The 18484-nt window shown below is 53.5% G+C and carries 19 protein-coding genes and 1 pseudogene; 11 read left to right on the top strand and 9 right to left on the bottom strand.

Features of this window, described 5'->3' with window-relative positions; genetic code table 11:
• The first annotated feature begins 296 nt into the window (after positions 1–296).
• Positions 297–1670, top strand: coding sequence for an ATP-dependent RNA helicase DbpA (gene dbpA, locus BJ887_RS06755; RefSeq protein ID WP_014170312.1), 1374 nt, complete (start codon positions 297–299; stop codon positions 1668–1670).
• A gap of 58 nt (positions 1671–1728) precedes the next feature.
• Here the strand turns inward: dbpA and ttcA are convergent, their stop codons facing one another.
• Positions 1729–2664, bottom strand: a complete 936-nt coding sequence (gene ttcA, locus BJ887_RS06760; protein ID WP_032678259.1) for a tRNA 2-thiocytidine(32) synthetase TtcA — start codon at positions 2662–2664, stop codon at positions 1729–1731.
• A 141-nt stretch (positions 2665–2805) separates the two neighbouring features.
• Positions 2806–2922 (bottom strand): annotated as a pseudogene (locus BJ887_RS06765) (site-specific integrase); the annotation flags it as partial.
• Positions 2923–3012: 90 nt separating this feature from the next.
• Between BJ887_RS06765 and BJ887_RS06770 the strand changes: the two are divergent.
• From BJ887_RS06770 to BJ887_RS23130, 5 genes are all read left to right on the top strand, one after another.
• Positions 3013–3357 (top strand): DUF1294 domain-containing protein, encoded by a 345-nt coding sequence (locus BJ887_RS06770; protein WP_032680915.1) that lies wholly within the window; start codon positions 3013–3015, stop codon positions 3355–3357.
• 144 nt (positions 3358–3501) lie between these two features.
• Complete coding sequence (locus tag BJ887_RS06775) at positions 3502–3951, top strand: hypothetical protein (protein WP_121339632.1); 450 nt, start codon at positions 3502–3504, stop codon at positions 3949–3951.
• Between the two features lie 134 nt (positions 3952–4085).
• Positions 4086–4283 (top strand): hypothetical protein, encoded by a 198-nt coding sequence (locus tag BJ887_RS06780; RefSeq protein ID WP_014170281.1) that lies wholly within the window; start codon positions 4086–4088, stop codon positions 4281–4283.
• A 3-nt stretch (positions 4284–4286) separates the two neighbouring features.
• Positions 4287–4700 carry a GFA family protein gene (locus BJ887_RS06785; protein ID WP_047356426.1) on the top strand — a complete coding sequence of 138 codons (414 nt, stop codon included), beginning with the start codon at positions 4287–4289 and terminating at the stop codon, positions 4698–4700.
• 69 nt (positions 4701–4769) lie between these two features.
• Entirely contained in the window at positions 4770–4847 is a 78-nt protein-coding gene (locus BJ887_RS23130) for a hypothetical protein (protein WP_223263916.1), read from the top strand.
• Positions 4848–4905: 58 nt separating this feature from the next.
• Here BJ887_RS23130 and BJ887_RS23320 read toward each other — a convergent pair whose 3' ends face one another.
• The 3 genes from BJ887_RS23320 to nifJ all read right to left on the bottom strand — a co-directional run bounded on the left by BJ887_RS23320 (position 4906) and on the right by nifJ (position 10282).
• Positions 4906–5031 (bottom strand): hypothetical protein, encoded by a 126-nt coding sequence (locus BJ887_RS23320; RefSeq protein ID WP_255320659.1) that lies wholly within the window; start codon positions 5029–5031, stop codon positions 4906–4908.
• 224 nt (positions 5032–5255) lie between these two features.
• Entirely contained in the window at positions 5256–6365 is a 1110-nt protein-coding gene (gene ompC, locus BJ887_RS06790; protein ID WP_020884010.1) for a porin OmpC, read from the bottom strand.
• 392 nt (positions 6366–6757) lie between these two features.
• Positions 6758–10282 (bottom strand): pyruvate:ferredoxin (flavodoxin) oxidoreductase, encoded by a 3525-nt coding sequence (gene nifJ, locus BJ887_RS06795; protein WP_121339633.1) that lies wholly within the window; start codon positions 10280–10282, stop codon positions 6758–6760.
• 273 nt (positions 10283–10555) lie between these two features.
• Here nifJ and BJ887_RS06805 point away from each other — a divergent pair, with 273 nt between their 5' ends.
• A complete protein-coding gene (locus tag BJ887_RS06805; protein ID WP_014170276.1) occupies positions 10556–10822 on the top strand; it encodes a DUF333 domain-containing protein in 267 nt (88 codons plus the stop codon).
• On the opposite strand, the gene hslJ is transcribed toward BJ887_RS06805, so the two are convergent.
• The 4 genes from hslJ to BJ887_RS06825 all read right to left on the bottom strand — a co-directional run bounded on the left by hslJ (position 10823) and on the right by BJ887_RS06825 (position 13926).
• Positions 10823–11260 carry a heat shock protein HslJ gene (gene hslJ / locus BJ887_RS06810; protein ID WP_014170275.1) on the bottom strand — a complete coding sequence of 146 codons (438 nt, stop codon included), beginning with the start codon at positions 11258–11260 and terminating at the stop codon, positions 10823–10825. It abuts the gene before it with no gap.
• 127 nt (positions 11261–11387) lie between these two features.
• The gene (locus BJ887_RS06815) at positions 11388–11516 is read right to left on the bottom strand and encodes a DUF2474 domain-containing protein (RefSeq protein WP_014170274.1); all 129 of its coding nucleotides are present in this window, start codon (positions 11514–11516) and stop codon (positions 11388–11390) included.
• Positions 11516–12526, bottom strand: coding sequence for a cytochrome d ubiquinol oxidase subunit II (gene cydB, locus BJ887_RS06820; RefSeq protein WP_121339635.1), 1011 nt, complete (start codon positions 12524–12526; stop codon positions 11516–11518). Before cydB ends, BJ887_RS06815 begins: the two co-directional genes overlap by 1 nt.
• Positions 12526–13926 (bottom strand): cytochrome ubiquinol oxidase subunit I, encoded by a 1401-nt coding sequence (locus BJ887_RS06825; protein ID WP_047955676.1) that lies wholly within the window; start codon positions 13924–13926, stop codon positions 12526–12528. Before BJ887_RS06825 ends, cydB begins: the two co-directional genes overlap by 1 nt.
• A gap of 394 nt (positions 13927–14320) precedes the next feature.
• On the opposite strand from BJ887_RS06825, the gene BJ887_RS06830 reads away from it, so the two are divergent.
• From BJ887_RS06830 to BJ887_RS06845, 4 genes are all read left to right on the top strand, one after another.
• On the top strand, positions 14321–14509 hold the full coding sequence (locus BJ887_RS06830; RefSeq protein ID WP_020884014.1) for a hypothetical protein: 189 nt from the start codon (positions 14321–14323) through the stop codon (positions 14507–14509).
• Positions 14510–14591: 82 nt separating this feature from the next.
• A complete protein-coding gene (locus tag BJ887_RS06835) occupies positions 14592–16001 on the top strand; it encodes a PLP-dependent aminotransferase family protein (RefSeq protein WP_121339636.1) in 1410 nt (469 codons plus the stop codon).
• 273 nt (positions 16002–16274) lie between these two features.
• A complete protein-coding gene (gene ydcS, locus BJ887_RS06840) occupies positions 16275–17420 on the top strand; it encodes a putative ABC transporter substrate-binding protein YdcS (RefSeq protein WP_020884016.1) in 1146 nt (381 codons plus the stop codon).
• Between the two features lie 15 nt (positions 17421–17435).
• Positions 17436–18449, top strand: a complete 1014-nt coding sequence (locus tag BJ887_RS06845; protein ID WP_020884017.1) for an ABC transporter ATP-binding protein — start codon at positions 17436–17438, stop codon at positions 18447–18449.
• Positions 18450–18484 lie beyond the last annotated feature (35 nt).

Genomic DNA, 18484 nt, shown 5'->3' on the forward strand with positions numbered 1-18484 from the left:
CGCCGACTTAACTAGTCGGCTTTTTTTTGCCTCCTGTTCCCCAGCGTCTACCCTAAAAGGGACGTCAGTAAAACCTGGAGGGAATGATGAGCATCTTACTCGCTCTGCAACTGCAGTATTCACGTCAGTCCGATCCGATCCCCACCGATCCGACACCGATGCCCGATCCTGTTCCGCGTCCGCAACCCATGCCTGACCCGCCGCCCGATGAAGAACCGATTAAATTGTCGCATCGAACCCCGAGATCTGCGAGGATACGCGCCATCTGACCGCAAAGATGACCACGAGAGACTATTGTGACCGCTTTTTCAACCCTGAATGTACTGCCCGCCGCCCAACTCGATAACCTCAACGAGTTGGGATACCTCACCATGACGCCTGTTCAGGCGGCCGCATTGCCCGCCATTCTTGAGGGGCGTGATGTACGCGTTCAGGCTAAAACAGGGAGCGGAAAAACGGCGGCTTTCGGTCTGGGTCTGCTACAGCATATTGATGCTGCGCTGTTTCAGACGCAGTCTCTGGTGCTGTGCCCAACCCGCGAACTGGCGGACCAGGTCGCGGGCGAGCTGCGTCGTCTGGCGCGATTCCTGCCTAACACCAAGATTTTAACCCTCTGTGGCGGACAACCGTTTGGCGCGCAGCGTGATTCGCTTCAGCATCCACCACACATCATTGTGGCGACGCCTGGCCGACTGCTCGACCACCTGCAAAAAGGTACGGTCTCGCTGGATGCATTACACACGCTGGTCATGGATGAGGCAGACCGGATGCTGGATATGGGCTTCAGCGATGCTATCGATGAAGTGATCCGTTTCGCGCCTGCAGACCGTCAGACGCTGTTATTTTCGGCGACCTGGCCTGAAGCGATCGCCGCAATCAGTGGCCGCGTGCAGAAAAATCCGCTCACCATCGAAATTGACAGTGTTGATGCGCTGCCTGCTATCGAGCAGCAGTTTTATGAAACGTCCCAGCACGGAAAAATCGCGCTCCTGCAGAAGGTGCTCAGTCAGCATCAGCCCGCTTCCTGCGTGGTGTTCTGTAACACCAAAAAAGATTGTCAGGCGGTCTGTGACGCCCTGAACGCCGCAGGGCAGAGCGCGTTATCGTTGCATGGCGATCTGGAACAGCGCGATCGCGATCAGACGCTGGTCCGTTTCGCCAACGGCAGCGCCCGCGTGCTGGTTGCCACCGACGTGGCGGCGCGCGGTCTGGATATTAAATCGCTTGAGCTGGTCGTGAACTACGAGCTGGCATGGGATCCTGAAGTACACGTTCACCGTATCGGCCGTACTGCGCGTGCCGGAAACAGCGGTCTGGCCATCAGCTTCTGCGCACCGGAAGAGGCGCAGCGCGCCAATATTCTGTCTGAAATGCTGCAGATTAAGCTTAACTGGGTGAATGCACCGGGCAACGTCAGTCTCGTTCCGCTGGAAGCAGAAATGGCAACGCTGTGTATTGATGGCGGTAAAAAAGCCAAGATGCGTCCGGGTGATGTGCTCGGTGCGCTGACCGGAGACGTGGGGCTGGATGGGGCTGATATCGGCAAGATTGCGGTACATCCTGCACATGTTTATGTTGCTGTTCGCCAGTCGGTTGCCCATAAGGCCTGGAAACAGCTGCAGAACGGGAAAATCAAGGGTAAAACCTGTCGCGTTCGTCTGCTGAAATAAAGTTTAAACGCGTCTCAGACGGTGGTCTGAGACGCGTTTGCATTATTTCACTATTTCACTATTTTACTTCCACGACATTCAGGCGCAGTTCTTCAAACTGATTGTCATCTTCTTCTGGCTGCCAGCCAGCAGGTTTCACGGGGATCTCTTCCCGGTCAAACGCCAGATCGCCGCCATTCACCACTTCCGACTCATGGTTGATACCTTTGAAATCGAAAAGCTCAACGTCCGCGAGGTGAGAAGGCACCACGTTCTGCATCGCGCTGAACATGGTTTCGATACGGCCCGGGTAGCGTTTGTCCCAGTCACGCAGCATGTCACCAATCACCTGACGCTGCAGGTTCGGCTGAGAGCCGCACAGGTTACATGGAATGATCGGGAACCCTTTGGCCTGAGAGAACCGCTCGATATCTTTCTCGCGGCAGTAGGCAAGCGGGCGGATCACAATGTGTTTGCCGTCATCGCTCATCAGTTTTGGCGGCATGCCTTTCATCTTGCCGCCGTAGAACATATTCAGGAACAGCGTCTGCAGGATATCGTCGCGGTGATGGCCGAGTGCGATTTTGGTTGCACCCAGTTCTGTCGCGGTACGGTACAGGATGCCGCGGCGAAGACGAGAGCAGAGCGAGCAGGTGGTTTTGCCTTCCGGGATCTTCTCTTTCACAATCCCGTAGGTATTTTCTTCTACGATTTTGTACTCAACACCCAGTTTTTCCAGGTATTCCGGCAGAATGTGTTCCGGGAAACCAGGCTGCTTTTGATCGAGGTTAACTGCCACCAGGGAAAACTTCACCGGCGCGCTTTGCTGAAGATTACGCAGGATCTCCAGCATGGTGTAACTGTCTTTACCCCCTGACAGGCAGACCATAATGCGGTCGCCTTCTTCAATCATATTGAAGTCTGCAATGGCTTCACCAACGTTACGGCGCAGACGCTTTTGCAGTTTGTTCAGGTTGTATTGCTCTTTCTTATTAATATCTTGATTTTGTTGCATTTAATCTGTACTCAAATTTCAAATGGGGCACCAGTGGGGCAAACGGTTTAGAGGGGCAGCTTCTGTCAGCATTGCCCTCTCTTTGCTGTTCATCTCTTCACTCTATGAAGCTTAGATTTCAAACACCCTCTGCGCATTTTAGTGCCCCATCTGACTGGCAATAAAAGACGGGTCAGCGCCTGCGGTTAACCACCAGCATGCGAAAGTGTGCCGTGTATGGTACGGATTGTTGCGCCGAATGCCAGCACGTTTTACAGGATTTTGAATTGTGGACGGCAGCAACCTTGCTTTGTGATATCGCGTATAATGCGGCTTCGACATACTCTGAACATTCCAGTGGCTTGTGCTATGACCCTCAATCGCTTTTGTTATTTGCTTCTGTTGATCGCCGCAATCGGAAGTCTATTCACCTCGCATCCGTTTATCCTGTGGCTCCTGCTTATCAACGTACTGACGTTAGCGACGTATGGCGCCGACAAAATGGCGGCGCGAAGGGCCATGCGCAGAGTGCCGGAAGCCACACTGCTGGTGTTTGGCCTTATCGGTGGATGGCCCGGGGCGATTATAGGTCAGCAACTGTTTCGCCATAAAACGCAAAAGCAGCCCTTCAAAACCTACTTCATTGTCAGTGTCATCGTCAGTATTTCAGCGATGGTGGCGGTGTACCAACTCTTTCCTGTTTTAACGTACTGAGCGTGTACAAACGGAATGAAATAACGCGATGACCACGGTAGATAACTCAAAACGACTGCCAATAGTAGTAGGAATATTCTTAAGGTGTTGCTGTTTTTTGCACGATCTGAATAATGTGTGCAACGACACGGATGACAACATCTCATGAAAATTCAAACTATTACACTGGCAATGCTGGTGGTCGTTTCTGCGCCTTCGAGGTCAGCTTTTCAGGAGCGGGAATATAATACCTGGTATATAAAAAATGCTGTTCTTTACGATATGACCCAGACTTCAGACGGTTTCCCGGTCATGTTGAGCATCTCCCAGCCTGAGCGGAAATCAGCAAATTTGCTGGTCTCCTATATCACCGAAGGGCGCTGTGACGGGACCCGGCAAGAACTTAACGTGAATGGCAAAGTGCTTCCGGCCACGTATTATTGTGTTCAGGTCGGGCAGAACCGGATAGAGCATTTTTCGGTGAAAGATGCACAGAGCGTTAACGGCATGGTTAACCATCTGAAATCGGATTTCACCTTACTTCTTCAAAACGACATCAAGGTCTGGGCCGCGAACATTAATGCGCCCAAATACGGCCTCGCGCCGCGATTCTGACACGTACACCTCGACCTCATCGCCTGTTAGCGGAGGGGTTACGCCCTGTATCACAGAATAAATAGCATCCGTGACAACGCCACGTTTTACCACAATCCTGCTACGCTTTTTGTGTTGTACAAGGGAGCACAAACATGAAGAACAAAGATGAACAAACGGGATTAGTGGGACTGGCAATTGGTGCCGCCGTTATCGGTCTTGTTTCAGCACAGCAACCCATCCATCGCGACAGTATTGTGAGTGAACTGGTCAGACTCGGCAGACAGAAAGGCGATGGCGTTGAAGATGAGGTTTTCGTTAAGGCTGCCGAGCTCGTGAGAAAGGGGGTGTAACCGATGGCTGATATTCGTCATGCACAGTGCCATTGTGGCGCGGTGGCGTTTACCGTTGAACTCTCAGACGGATTAAATACCGCCCGGCGCTGCAGCTGCTCTTTTTGCCGGATGCGGGGCGCCGTGGTGGTCTCGGCACCGCTGTCGGGCATTACCGTAACGAAAGGGGCGGATAAGCTCACGGAATATCGTTTTAACACAGGAACAGCCCGCCATTTCTTCTGCTCGGTCTGCGGGATTTATACCTTCCATCAGCGGCGTTCAAATCCCAACGAATACGGCGTGAATGTGGCCTGTTTTGAAAATGTGACCCCCTTTGATTTTGCCGAAGTGACGGTGATGGACGGCGTTAATCATCCCGCGGATGGCGACAGCGGGGTTTTCGGCTACCTCTCTTTTCGTCAAAAAGAAGCGTAACTGCCGCCTGGCCAGATTTTAACAATGCGGCCTATAGTGGGGAGTGGGTATCCGAAACAGGAGAGAAATATGCTGTATGTTGAGAAAGACGATCCGCGTGAGGCGCCTGAGTCAGGTGATAAAAAGCCTCAGCCGGTCAAAAAATAGTCCGTTTATACGTTTCCCGCCACCGGCCCTGCTGGTGGCGTATTGTTTGGGGGAAACCTTAACTGCCATCCAGATGGTTCAACAGCGCGCCGAGATGCCCAACGACACCACCAAAATCAAAAATTAACGCCATCCATATAATCGCCAGAAGGGTAAGTACGGCAACTGATACACGACCAAACAATGCAGTTATCCTTAATGAAGCAAAGTCTATAAGGCTAGTCTACATGGGTTTCTTTAAACTTACCCTTAACGACACCGTCATAAATTTTCCTTTTGAGATGATTCACACATTCACTGAGCCGAGAGGCGCGAAGAGAGGGAAATATGATGGGAGAGAAGAGGAGGGCTGGCTTCAGGCGTCGCAACGAAAATAAAGAGCCCGCATCACGATGCGGGCTCTTGGGATCAGAACTGGTAAACCAGACCTAATGCAACGACATCATCCGTGCTAATGCCGTTATTTTTGTAGAAACTGTCATCTTCATCCAACAGGTTGATTTTATAATCAACGTAGGTGGACATGTTTTTGTTGAAGTAGTAGGTTGCGCCTACGTCAGCATATTTAACCAGATCCTGATCGCCCTGACCGTTTGCCAGGTCTTTACCTTTAGACTGCAGATAAGAAATTGCCGGGCGCAGGCCGAAGTCGAACTGATATTGCGCGGTCACTTCAATGTTTTGCGTTTTATTGGCCACGGCATCCGTATTATCGCCATAAGGGGTCATATTGCGGGTTTCAGAATACATTGCCGCCAGATAAATATTGTTGGCGTCATATTTCAGGCCTGCAGTCCAGGCATCCGCTTTATCGCCACCGGCAGTGGTATTCATCACCTGTTCGTTGGTACGGTCGGAAGAGGTATAGGCAGCACCCGCGCTGATACCCATGCCAAAGTCATAGGTGGTGGAGATACCGAAGCCGTCACCGTTCTCATGGCGCGTGTCGCGACCATTGTTGGTGCCTTCCTGGTTGTTGCTGGCATCTTCGTTCTTACCCTGATACTGCAGGGCAAAGTTCAGACCCTGTACCAGACCATAGAAGTCAGTGTTACGGTAGGTTGCGACCCCGTTGGCACGGCCAGTCATAAAGTTGTCTGCATTGGTGTAAGAGTCACCACCGAATTCAGGCAACATATCGGTCCAGCCTTCCACGTCGTACAGAACGCCGTAGTTACGACCGTAATCGAAGGAGCCATAGTCACCGACTTTAACACCGGCGAAGGCCAGACGCGTCCATGACTGGTTATTAGACCCTTCAGTGTTATTGGCCTGGATGTTGTATTCCCACTGGGCGTAACCGGTCATCATGTTGTTGATCTGGGTTTCACCCTTGAAGCCCAGACGCATATAAGTTTGATCGCCATCTTTAGAGGCATCGTCGGAGAAGTAATGCAGACCATCTACTTTTCCGTACAGATCTAATTTATTGCCGTCTTTATTATAAATTTCTGCAGCATGCGCAGCGCCAGCCATTAACAGCGCTGGAATCATCAGGGCCAGTACTTTTCTTTGCATTTTGGAATTCCTTTGCAGTTGTTTTTATTTAATTACGTATTGAACTTTCCGCACGAGAAAGCTGTCTCATGCTAAATCACTCCTGACCAAGAACAATAAAATATAATTGTTACGAGTTAAGTTAATTCTTAACCGGATTATGCGACGGAAATAGTCATTGGTTTTATGAATGATTTAAAGCTAATCATATTAAATAAAAATTATTAATTGCCCATTAAATCAGATAATCTCAGCGGCGTTATATGCCTTTAAGATTTTTCATCCATAATTTATGTGAATGTCATTTAGTGAATTAACGTGATGTTCATTAATTATCTGGACTCGCCCGGTGTGAATACATCGGGCTTTTTTTATGGCAAAAAAATGCCCGGACAAGCCGGGCAGAGGGAGAGTCAGTCGCGGGTGGGTTTTTCCGCTTTTCCGGCCATTTGCGCCAGGAAATCATACCGTTTTTGCAGATCGGCGGCGGCATCTTTCCACAACTGCTCGGCCACCTCTGGTTGTTGCGCGTTGAGGCGACGGAAGCGCTGTTCCTGCATTAACGTTTCGGCCAACGCATCGGAAGGCGGGCGTGAATCCAGCGCCAGAGGCAATTTACCTTCATCGGCGCGGCGCGGGTCGAACCGGTAGAGCGGCCAGAAGCCGGTTGCGGTCAGCTGGCGCATCTGATCGTGGCTGAGTGCCAGGTCGTAGCCATGCTCTTCACACGGGCTGTAGGCAATGATCAGCGACGGACCCGGGTAGGCTTCCGCTTCCTGAATGGCTTTCACCGTCTGGTTCAGCTGCGCGCCCAGCGAGATTTGCGCGACATACACATGGCCGTACATCATCATGCTGACGCCGAGATCTTTACGCGCCTTGCGCTTGCCGTGTTCACCAAACTTAGTTACTGCGCCAAGCGGGGTAGCTTTTGACGCCTGGCCACCGGTGTTGGAATAGCACTGCGTATCCAGAACCAGAATGTTGACGTTTTCGGTAAGGCTTAACACGTGATCCAGCCCGCCAAAGCCGATGTCATACGCCCAGCCGTCACCGCCAATCAGCCAGATTGATTTTTCCACCAGCGCGTCAGCGTCGGTCAACAGCTGCCCGGCACCTTCCACGTCCTGCAGAGCGTTGCGCAGTTCCGCAACCTGCTCACGACGACGTTCTGGCGTTGCATCGGCGTGCAACGCCTCATTCAGCTCCGCCGGGATGTGGCCAGCAAACTGTTCCAGTAACCGCATCACGCGTGCGCGGTGCTGGTCAACGGTCAGACGGAAGCCCAGACCAAACTCGGCGTTATCCTCAAACAACGAGTTTGCCCATGCCGGACCGCGGCCATGGGCGTCGGTGGTGTACGGCGTGGAAGGCAGATTACCGCCATAGATTGATGAACAGCCCGTGGCGTTAGCGATTAACATTCTGTCGCCGTACAGTTGCGTGAGCAGCTTGATATACGGCGTTTCACCGCAGCCGGAGCAGGCGCCTGAATACTCGAACAGCGGAGTAATGAGCTGCGAGGTACGAATATCAATACGCTCCAGCGTGCTGCGGTCGATCTCCGGCAGGTTCAGGAAGAAGTCATAATTTACCTTCTCTTCTTCGACATGCTCGAGGCGCGACATCATATTGATGGCTTTGATGTCCGGATCCTGACGATCTTTCGCCGGACAGACCTCAACGCACAGATTACATCCGGTGCAGTCTTCCGGAGCGACCTGCAGAACATACTTCTGTCCGCGCATATCACGGGATTTCACATCAAGTGAATGCAGGCTGGCCGGGGCGTCTTCCATCGCTTCCGGGGAGACCACTTTGGCACGAATGGCCGAGTGCGGGCAGGCTGCTACGCAGTGGTTGCACTGGGTACACAGCTCCTCTTTCCAGATGGGGATTTCTTCGGCGATGTTGCGTTTTTCCCAGCGCGTGGTGCCCATCGGCCAGGTGCCATCCGGCGGCAGCGCGGAGACGGGAAGGGCATCACCCAGCCCGGCCAGCATGGCTGCCGTCACGGTTTTCACGAAATCCGGTGCCGCGTCAGAAACCACCGGTGGACGGTTCGGGCTGGACGCATCAACCGCTTGCAGCGGTACTTCAAATAAAGACTCGCGTGCCAGCGCCAGCGCCTGCCAGTTACGCTCGACCAGCTCCTGACCTTTACTGCTGTAGCTTTTGGCAATTGCCCCCTGCAGTTCCATTAGCGCGCTGTCTCCCGGCAGGATCTGCGTCAGGTGGAAGAAGGCCATTTGCATCACGGTGTTAATTCGCGCGGCAAGGCCACACTCGCGGGCAATTTTTGCAGCGTTAATGACGTAGAAGCGGGCTTTTTTCTGGTTCAGCACCGCCTGCACTTCCTGCGGTAGCCGCGACCAGACTTCATCCACGCTATATGGCGTATTGAGCAGGAAAATACCGCCCGGTTTCAGGCGCTCTGCCATCTGGTACTTATCGATGAACTGCAGCTGGTGACAGCCCACAAAATCAGCCTGCGAGATAAGGTATGCCGAGCGGATAGGGTGCTCGCTGACGCGCAGGTGGGAAACGGTCAGCCCGCCTGCTTTTTTGGAGTCGTAGACAAAATACCCCTGGGCATACCACGACGTGGAGTTCCCGATGATCTTAATGTTGTTCTTGGTCGCGGAGACGCTACCGTCGCTGCCCAGTCCATAAAACAGCGCCTCAAGTTTTGCGGTTGAAGGTAGCGTGTTTTCCGGCAGGGGCAGAGAGAGGTTGGTAACGTCATCATAAATACCGACGGTAAAGCGCGGTTTTGGTTTAGCCTCGCTCAGCTCATTAAACACCGCCAGCACACAGTCCGGGCCAAACTCTTTGGAGGACAACCCATAGCGACCCCCGATCACGCGGGGCAGTGTTTCGCGCTCACCGCAATTAAACGCTTCAGCCAGCGCGGACATGACGTCCAGATACAGAGGTTCTGCGTGGGCGCCAGGCTCTTTCGTGCGATCGAGTACCGCCACGGTGCGCGCGCTTTCCGGCAGGGCGGAGAGCAAATGTCGCGCGGAAAACGGTCGGTAGAGCCGCACTTTGAGCACGCCGATTTTTTCACCACGGGTCAGCAGTTCATCCACCACCTCTTCACAGGTGCCAATGGCTGACCCCATGAGCACAATGACCCGTTCCGCCTGCGGATGACCGTAGTATTCAAACGGTTTGTATTGACGTCCGGTGGCCGCGGCAAAATCATCCATCGCCTGCTCAACGTGATCATAAACGGCGTTGTACCACGGGTTCGTTGCTTCCCGGGACTGGAAATAGGTATCCGGGTTGGCCGATGTCCCGCGGATCACCGGGTGTTCCGGGTTCAGCGCACGGGCGCGATGCGCGTCGATTTCCGCCTGCGGCAGAAGATTGAGGAGGGTGTCGTCAGCCAGCGGAACAATTTTATTGATTTCGTGAGAGGTACGAAAACCATCAAAGAAATGAATAAAGGGCACGCGACTCTTCAGCGTCGCCATATGCGAAATTAACGCGAAGTCCTGTGCTTCCTGAACGCTGCTGGCGCACAGCATGGCGCAACCGGTCTGGCGGACGGCCATCACGTCTGAGTGATCGCCAAAGATGGAGAGGGCGTGTGTCGCAACGGTTCGTGCGGCAACGTGAAGCACAAACGGGGTAAGTTGTCCTGCCAGTTTATAGAGCGTCGGGATCATCAACAATAATCCCTGCGACGACGTGAATGACGTCGACAGAGCACCGGTCTGCAGCGCTCCGTGGACGGTCGCGATAGCGCCAGCCTCAGACTGCATTTCCACGACTCTTGGGACGTCGCCCCAGACGTTTTTCAGTCCGTTTCCCGCCCAGGCATCGGCCTGCTCGGCCATCGTAGAACTTGGCGTAATTGGGTAGATGGCGATAACTTCACTGGTGCGAAACGCGACGGACGCGACTGCACCATTACCGTCAATAGTTTGCATAGGACAACACCCTTACATTGCGCAAAAAAAGGAGCCCGAAAAAAACACAACGGGCTTTGAATATTATTCCCTTAGTTTAGCAAAGGTCGGATTTTACGATTTTCGCTTTTGTGTCCTCGGTATTCTCGACATCAATGAGTAGATCAATCTTTTGGCGAAAAAATTGCGAGAAATTGTTTCAGGAGCGCATAAATACGCACTTTCGCTCTCGACGACACGGCATGTGATGCCTATTATGCATAGGTTTCGCATTATTAATGGGGGAGAGAGAGCATGCGTTCAGCATTTTGGGTCGGGTGTGCCGCGTTATTATTATCGGCATGCAGCAGTGAACCTGTTCAGCAGGCAACGGCGGCACACGTAACGCCGGGAATGAAAGCGGCGATGTCCAGCTCCGGACAAGCCAACTGCGCGATGATTGGCGGCTCGCTGTCTGTTGCCCGCCAGCTTGACGGCTCAGCTATCGGGATGTGCGCATTGCCAAACGGCAAACGCTGCAGTGAACAGTCGCTTGCCGTAGGATCCTGCGGAAACTACTGATTACTCCGCACGCTTAAACATTAGCGTTTTATCGGCTGTCGCCAGCGTTAACTGGTCTTCAGTCAGGTCGACCTGCGCCCCTTTGCGCAGCATGTCGCCAATGGCCTGATCCAGTTCGTTCAACTGTGGTTCGGTACAGAGCTTGCGCGTCATGGCGAGCGTTTTGACCTTGAGCTCACCTTCGGACAATTTCCCCTGTCCGTTAAACGTGTTACACATCACGCCGGAAACGCTAATGTTATTAACCAGACTGATATCAGACAGGGCTTTGAAGCTGATCTCTGGTTGCGTTGTCGTGGCCTTAACGGCTTTCCCGTCCACATTCTCCAGCACAAAACGGTGGCTCTTAAGTTGGTCCGGCTGAACGGAGGCTTTACCAGGATTAACGCACCCGGTGAGGACAAGACTGATAACACTTAACGCAATGAGCTTTTTCATTTTTCTTCTCAGACGATAGATACTGTGAATCTTTTTTTCAGTGTAACGATACTCTGCCGTGCGTTAATGGGGTTTATCTGAAAGTGCGGGCGGGTACCGGGCAACGTTGTCGTTGCCCGTAATACGATCAGTGCGATTTAAACCCTGCGGCCGTCATTAACATGCGAAAGAGCATACTGACCGCCGCCAGTGCCAGTACGCTGCCGCCCCAGATAATGGCCAGCCACATGACTCTTTTCCAGAAAGGTTGTTGCATCAGTGATAACCCTCTCCATGCTGTACTTTTCCGCGAAACACGTAGTAACTCCAGAAGGTGTAGACCAGAATCACGGGAATGATCAACAACGCGCCCACCAGCATAAAGCCCTGACTTTGTGTCGGAGCCGCCGCCTGCCAGAGCGTGATTGACGGGGGAATAATGTGCGGCCAGATGCTGATCCCAAGTCCGCTAAAGCCGAGAAAAATCAGCCCTAACGTCAGGATAAACGGCAAATGATGGCTGTCGGGATTATTCAGGCAACGCCACTGACACAGGCTCAGGATCACCACCAGCGCCGGCACGGGCAGCAGGAAGAAGAGATTCGGCAGGGTAAACCAGCGCGCGGCGATGGCCGGCTGCGCCAGTGGGGTCCAGAGGCTGATTACTGCAATGAATACCAGAAGCAGGGTCAGGAGCGTTCTGGATACCCGTCGCATTCGCTGTTGCAGCGCGTTTTCGCTTTTCATCACCAGCCATGTCGAGCCTAACAGCGCGTAGGCCACCACCAGACCTGCGCCGCAGAACAGGTTAAAAACGGTCAGCCAGTCGAACGGTCCGCCACTGTAGGCACGCCCGGTGACGCTAAAGCCGTTGATCACTGCGCCCACCGTCATGCCCTGGGTAAAGGTCGCCAGGATCGAACCGCCGATAAACGCTTTGTCCCAGAAAGGGCGGTGTGCCGGCGTGGCTTTAAAACGAAACTCAAATGCCACGCCCCGGAAAATAAGTCCGATCAGCATTAACGTCAGCGGAATAGTGAGGGCATCAATAATGACCGCATAGGCCAGCGGAAATGCGCCAAACAGCGCTGCACCGCCGAGCACCAGCCAGGTTTCATTGCCGTCCCAGACCGGCGCAACGCTGTTCACCATCACATCGCGATCGTCGGCATCAGGCGTAGCCGGGAACAGGATACCTATCCCCAGATCAAAACCATCCATCACGATATACATCAGCGTGGCAAAGACGATGATAACAAACCAGATAATGGAAAGATCGATACCCATTATGGTTGCTCCTTATGTTCAGTAGTAACGGCAGAAAGCGGGCGTGCGGGACGTCCATCGGACTCGGTGGCAAACGATTCATGAGGCTGAGGTCCTTTTTTAATCAGGCGGACCATATAGCTGTAACCCACGCCAAATACGGAGGTGTAGACGACGAAGAAGGCCAGCAGACTCACGCTCATATGCAAGTCACCATGGGCAGAAACCGCATCCTTTGTTCGCTGAAGCCCGTAGACGACCCACGGCTGGCGGCCCACTTCGGTAGTGACCCATCCGGCCAGGATGGCAATTAGCCCGGAGGGTCCCATCAGGAGAGCAAACCACAGGAAGGGACGCGAAGCGTACACGCGTTTTTTATAACGTAACCAGAGTGCCGTCACCCCAAGCAGCAGCATCAGCATGCCTAAGCCCGCCATAATGCGGAATGACCAGAAGACGATGGTGGAATTTGGCCGGTCTTCCTTTGGAAATTCTTTCAGTGCCGGAACCTGTTTGTCGAGGCTGTGCGTCAGAATAAGGCTGCCAAGCGCCGGGATCTCCAGCCCAAAGCGGGTGCGCTCCTGTTCCATATCCGGCCAGCCAAACAGCAGCAGCGGGGTGGGTTCACCCGGTGGGTTCTCCCAGTGGCCTTCAATGGCTGCTATTTTGGCGGGCTGGTGCTTCAGGGTGTTCAACCCGTGCATATCACCTACCATCGCCTGAAGGGGAGCCACAATCAGGGTCATCCACAGCGCCATGGAAAACATCGCACGGATGGCGGGGGTGTTGTTTCCGCGCAGCAAATGCCAGGCTGCGGATGCGCCGACAAACAGGGCGCTACTCAGGAAGGCCGCTATCGACATATGCAGCAGGCGATACGGGAAGGAGGGGTTAAACACCACGGCAAACCAGTCTACCGGCACCACCTGTCCGTTGACAATTTCAAAGCCCTGTGGCGTCTGCATCCAGCTGTTTGATGAGAGGATCCAGAAGGTTGAGATAATGGTCCCCAGTGCCACCATACAGGTTGCAAAGAAATGCAGACCCGGCCCGACTTTATTCCAGCCGAACAGCATAACGCCGAGGAATCCTGCCTCGAGGAAGAAGGCAGTAAGCACTTCGTAGGTCAGGAGCGGGCCGGTAATACTGCCGGCAAATTGTGAAAACCCACTCCAGTTGGTCCCAAACTGGTAGGCCATGACCAGCCCGGAGACCACGCCCATACCGAAGTTAACGGCAAAAATCTTCGACCAGAAATGGTACAGCGAACGCCAGACCGGGTTTTTGGTTTTCAGCCACAGGCCTTCTAGCACAGCGAGATAACTCGCCAGACCGATGGTGATTGCCGGGAAAATAATGTGGAAGGATACGGTAAAGGCAAACTGTATCCGTGCAAGATGAAAAGCATCTAAACCAAACATGCACAACCTCAATGTCAAACGGTGTGCTGTTATGGTATAGGGGCGAAATAACGAGTATCAGACGCAGAAAAGCGAAATTTACCTATAACAGTTCATGAAAACATCACGCTTTGCACATCTGATATAGCTTGCATGAAAGAATAAAAAAATTATTTTTATGAAATTTATGCATTAAACAGCTTGCCTTGTTATCAACAACATGCGTTAATGACTCTCTGGGTTTGAGTCCAAATAAACATCTGACGTAGTTTTATAAAGCAGTTCTCATCACGTTGTGCCTCTCCGCAGCCTCTCTTGGGTCTTTTTCTACACTCCGATTAGTTTTTGTTTCAAACCACTATCGCCTGAAGGGCCCATTAAGCAATTAACGTTTTTACGTTTACAGGAGAATCCTATGACTTCTTATATCCATTTCCGCTGCCCATGCTGCCATGGTTCGCAGTACCGTACCTCAGCTTTTGATGTGTCTGAGAAAAACCCGTTCGGTGCAAAATGCATTTTTTGCAAATCGTCGATGATTACCCTCGATCATCTGGCCGCTGCCCGCCACGCTCAGCGTAACGTCACCGAACTGCGTAAGTAATGCATCTGGCTAACTATAACAGTTAGCAAAATCTTCTCTTTTTCTCCTGCTGATATACACTGTCGGTCATAAGGAGAATCTGATGAAAAAATACCAGCGTCTGGCGCAACAAATTATCTCGCAGATCGAGCTTGGCGTATGGTTGCCGGGCGATAAGCTGCCTTCTCTGCGAGAGCAGGTCGCGAGCAGCGGCATGAGTTTTATGACCGTTGGCCACGCGTATCAGATGCTGGAAAGCCAGGGGCGTATCGTCGCCAGGCCGCAGTCGGGCTATTACGTTGCCTCGCGCCCGACCGCCCAACAACCTGCGCCGCCTGCCCAGGTGATGCGGGACGAAGTGGTAGATATCAACACCTATATCTTCGACGTATTACAGGCCAGCCGCGACCCGTCGGTGGTTCCTTTCGCTTCTGCTTTCCCCGACCCCCGGCTTTTCCCGTTGCAGCAACTTAACCGTTCGCTGGCCAATGTCAGTAAAACCGCCACAGCAATGAGCGTGATTGAAAACCTGCCTCCGGGTAACGTTGACCTTCGCCACGCCATTGCCCGCCGCTATGCGCAGCAGGGAATGAATATCTCGCCGGATGAGATTGTCATAACCGCAGGCGCACTCGAAGCCCTGAATCTTAGCCTGCAGGCCGTTACCGAGCCTGGTGACTGGGTGATTGTCGAAAACCCCTGTTTCTATGGTGCACTGCAGGCGCTGGAACGCCTGAAACTCAAAGCGCTGTCGGTGGCGACGGACGTCCGCGAAGGGATCGATCTGAATGCGCTTGAGCAGGCGCTCAATGAGTATCCGGTCAAAGCCTGCTGGCTCATGACCAACAGTCAAAATCCCCTCGGCTTCACGCTCAGCGCAGAGAAAAAAGCGCACCTGGTCGCGCTTCTCGCCAGGCACAACGTCACCCTGATCGAAGATGATGTCTACAGCGAACTCTATTTTGGCCGGGAGAAACCCCTGCCAGCGAAAGCCTGGGATCGTGACGATATGACGCTGCACTGCTCGTCCTTCTCGAAATGTCTGGTGGCGGGGTTTCGCATCGGCTGGGTGGCGGCAGGTAAACATGCGCGACGCATTCAGCAGCTACAGCTGATGAGCACCTTATCGACCAGTTCACCAATGCAGCTGGCGCTGGTGGATTACCTGGCGACAAAACGCTATGACGCCCATCTTCGCCGCCTGCGATGCACGCTGGCCGAACGCAAACAGCAGGCGTGGCAGTCGCTTTTGCGCCATATGCCGGCAGGCGTCAAAATTCATCACAACGACAGCGGCTATTTTTTATGGCTGGAACTCCCGGCGCAGCTGGATGCCGGGCTGCTGAGTGAGAAAGCGCTAACGCACCACATCAGTATTGCCCCCGGTAAGATGTTTTCGACCTCTGACGCCTGGACACCGTTCTTCCGGTTTAATACCTCCTGGGCGTGGGGGGAGCGGGAAGAACAGGCTGTGATTCAGTTAGGGAAATTAATTAGCAGCATGCTCGAATAATAATCTCCGTACCTTTCTAAAATAATCATTCCTTATCCTGATGGCGGCACGGCGAATATTCCGCAGTACCGCATCATAGGAAATCTGCATACCGCCTCTCAACGCTAACTCCTTGTCTATAATCCAGTTAACGGGGAATGCGCCCTCGGTCACACCTTGATGAAATTTCTTTAAGCCGCACGGTGCGGCGCATTTGCGCGGTCTACGTTTAATAAGGGAGATATTTTTACGGCACGGCTGCCGCTAAATTTCATTGCGACAGGAGTAATTCTTATGAGCAAAAAATTTGCCCGCAGCAGCCTGTGCGCGCTCGGCATGACTCTCATGACAGCGCACGCCGCAGAGCCACCGAAGGCTATTGGCGACGGGGAAGGACGACTGGATATTATTGCCTGGCCCGGGTACATCGAACGGGGACAAACCGATAAAAATTATGACTGGGTCACCCAGTTCGAAAAAGAGACCGGCTGCGCGGTGAACGTAAAAACCGCGGCCACCTCGGATGAAATGGTTAGTCTGATGGCGAAAGGAGGATACGATCTGGTCACGGCCTCGGGTGATGCCTCACTGCGCCTGATCATGGGGAAACGCGTTCAGCCGATTAACCCCGACCTTATCCCAAACTGGAAAACCCTCGACCCGCGGATCGTCAAAGGTGAATGGTTTAACGTCGGCGGCAACGTCTACGGCACACCGTATCAGTGGGGGCCAAACCTGCTGATGTACAACAGCAAAACGTTCCCGACGCCGCCGGACAGCTGGAGCGTCGTCTTTACGAAACAGAATTTACCTGACGGTAAAACCAATCAGGGCCGCGTGCAGGCCTATGATGGCCCGATTTACATCGCCGATGCGGCGCTGTTTGTCAAAGCCACGCAGCCGCAGCTGGGTATCACCGACCCGTACCAGCTAACAGAAAAACAGTATGCCGCCGTACTGAAGGTATTGCGTGACCAGCATGCGCTGATCCACCGCTACTGGCATGACACCACCGTTCAGATGAGCGACTTTAAAAATGAAGGCGTAGTGGCCTCCAGCGCCTGGCCCTATCAGGCCAATGCCCTGAAAGCGGAGAACCAGCCTGTCGCCACTGTTTTCCCGAAAGAAGGGGTAACCGGCTGGGCGGACACCACCATGCTGCACGCGCAGGCCAAGCACCCGATGTGCGCCTACAAATGGATGAACTGGTCGCTGACGCCTAAAGTGCAGGGCGATCTGGCGGCCTGGTTTGGCTCGCTGCCCGTGGTACCGGAAGGGTGTAAAGCCAGCACATTGCTCGGCGATAAAGGCTGCGAAACGAACGGCTACAACTATTTCGACAAAATCATGTTCTGGAAAACCCCGATTGCAGAAGGCGGCAAATTCGTTCCTTACAGCCGCTGGACACAGGATTACATCGCCATCATGGGCGGCCGTTAATCGCAGGAGCAGAACATGACGTACGCAGTAGAGTTTAATGACGTTTCCCGTCTGTACGGTGACGTGCGGGCGGTGGATGGGGTCACCATTGCTATTCATGACGGAGAATTTTTCTCCATGCTGGGGCCTTCGGGCTCCGGCAAAACTACCTGCCTGCGTCTGATAGCCGGTTTTGAGCAGCTGTCAGGCGGCGCAATCAAAATCTTCGGTAAAGAGGCGAGCGCACTTCCCCCCTGGGAACGCGATGTGAATACCGTGTTCCAGGATTATGCGTTGTTTCCGCATATGTCGATCCTCGATAACGTCGCGTACGGACTCATGGTCAAAGGTATCGACAAGAAAACGCGGCATGCGCAGGCGCGTCAAGCGCTGGAAAAAGTGGGGCTAAGCTTTGCTGTCACGCGTAAGCCTTCGCAGCTTTCCGGCGGGCAACGTCAACGTGTCGCCATCGCGCGGGCGCTGGTCAATGAACCCCGGGTATTACTGCTGGATGAACCGCTCGGCGCGCTCGATCTTAAACTGCGTGAGCAGATGCAGTTCGAGCTGAAAAAGCTGCAGCAGGAGCTCGGCATCACCTTTATTTTCGTCACTCACGATCAGGGGGAAGCCCTGTCGATGTCTGACCGGGTCGCGGTTTTCAATAATGGCCGCATTGAGCAAGTCGACACCCCGCGCGATCTCTATATGCGTCCAGGAACGCCATTCGTGGCGAGCTTTGTCGGGACCTCGAACGTGTTTGACGCCGGTATGGCACACAACGTGTGCGGGATGGAAGGCATCTATTCTTTACGGCCGGAACATATTCGCCTCAATGAGAGCGGTGAGGTTCAGGTTGAGGGCGTGGTGCAGGCAGTACAGTATCAGGGGGCGGCAACGCGTCTTGAGCTAAAACTCGCTGATGGTGCAAAACTGCTGGTCAGCCAGGCCAATTTTAGCGATGCCGCAACGCTGAGCGGCGTGACGCCGGGGCAGGCGGTGATGGCGTCGTGGTCACGTGATGCCATGGTTCGCCTGCAAGAGGAGAGGTGACATGAACACGCGTGTCGCGCCGCCTCCCGCCCACC

The sequence above is a fragment of the Enterobacter sp. WPR_3_1 genome (assembly GCF_003635055.1).
Taxonomy (GTDB): Bacteria; Pseudomonadota; Gammaproteobacteria; order Enterobacterales; family Enterobacteriaceae; genus Enterobacter; species Enterobacter ludwigii.

What these genes read in the sequence shown, in the direction of transcription:
- BJ887_RS06835 (WP_121339636.1), top strand. Translation starts at nt 14,592, where the DNA reads ATGAAAAAATACCAGCGTCTGGCGCAACAAATTATCTCGCAGATCGAG.
- BJ887_RS06830 (WP_020884014.1), top strand. Translation starts at nt 14,321, where the DNA reads ATGACTTCTTATATCCATTTCCGCTGCCCATGCTGCCATGGTTCGCAG.
- cydB (WP_121339635.1), bottom strand. Translation starts at nt 12,526, where the DNA reads ATGGGTATCGATCTTTCCATTATCTGGTTTGTTATCATCGTCTTTGCC.
- BJ887_RS06815 (WP_014170274.1), bottom strand. Translation starts at nt 11,516, where the DNA reads ATGCAACAACCTTTCTGGAAAAGAGTCATGTGGCTGGCCATTATCTGG.
- BJ887_RS06825 (WP_047955676.1), bottom strand. Translation starts at nt 13,926, where the DNA reads ATGTTTGGTTTAGATGCTTTTCATCTTGCACGGATACAGTTTGCCTTT.
- hslJ (WP_014170275.1), bottom strand. Translation starts at nt 11,260, where the DNA reads ATGAAAAAGCTCATTGCGTTAAGTGTTATCAGTCTTGTCCTCACCGGG.
- nifJ (WP_121339633.1), bottom strand. Translation starts at nt 10,282, where the DNA reads ATGCAAACTATTGACGGTAATGGTGCAGTCGCGTCCGTCGCGTTTCGC.
- BJ887_RS23130 (WP_223263916.1), top strand. Translation starts at nt 4,770, where the DNA reads ATGCTGTATGTTGAGAAAGACGATCCGCGTGAGGCGCCTGAGTCAGGT.
- ydcS (WP_020884016.1), top strand. Translation starts at nt 16,275, where the DNA reads ATGAGCAAAAAATTTGCCCGCAGCAGCCTGTGCGCGCTCGGCATGACT.
- ttcA (WP_032678259.1), bottom strand. Translation starts at nt 2,664, where the DNA reads ATGCAACAAAATCAAGATATTAATAAGAAAGAGCAATACAACCTGAAC.
- BJ887_RS06775 (WP_121339632.1), top strand. Translation starts at nt 3,502, where the DNA reads ATGAAAATTCAAACTATTACACTGGCAATGCTGGTGGTCGTTTCTGCG.
- ompC (WP_020884010.1), bottom strand. Translation starts at nt 6,365, where the DNA reads ATGCAAAGAAAAGTACTGGCCCTGATGATTCCAGCGCTGTTAATGGCT.
- BJ887_RS06785 (WP_047356426.1), top strand. Translation starts at nt 4,287, where the DNA reads ATGGCTGATATTCGTCATGCACAGTGCCATTGTGGCGCGGTGGCGTTT.
- BJ887_RS06805 (WP_014170276.1), top strand. Translation starts at nt 10,556, where the DNA reads ATGCGTTCAGCATTTTGGGTCGGGTGTGCCGCGTTATTATTATCGGCA.
- BJ887_RS06845 (WP_020884017.1), top strand. Translation starts at nt 17,436, where the DNA reads ATGACGTACGCAGTAGAGTTTAATGACGTTTCCCGTCTGTACGGTGAC.
- BJ887_RS06770 (WP_032680915.1), top strand. Translation starts at nt 3,013, where the DNA reads ATGACCCTCAATCGCTTTTGTTATTTGCTTCTGTTGATCGCCGCAATC.
- BJ887_RS06780 (WP_014170281.1), top strand. Translation starts at nt 4,086, where the DNA reads ATGAAGAACAAAGATGAACAAACGGGATTAGTGGGACTGGCAATTGGT.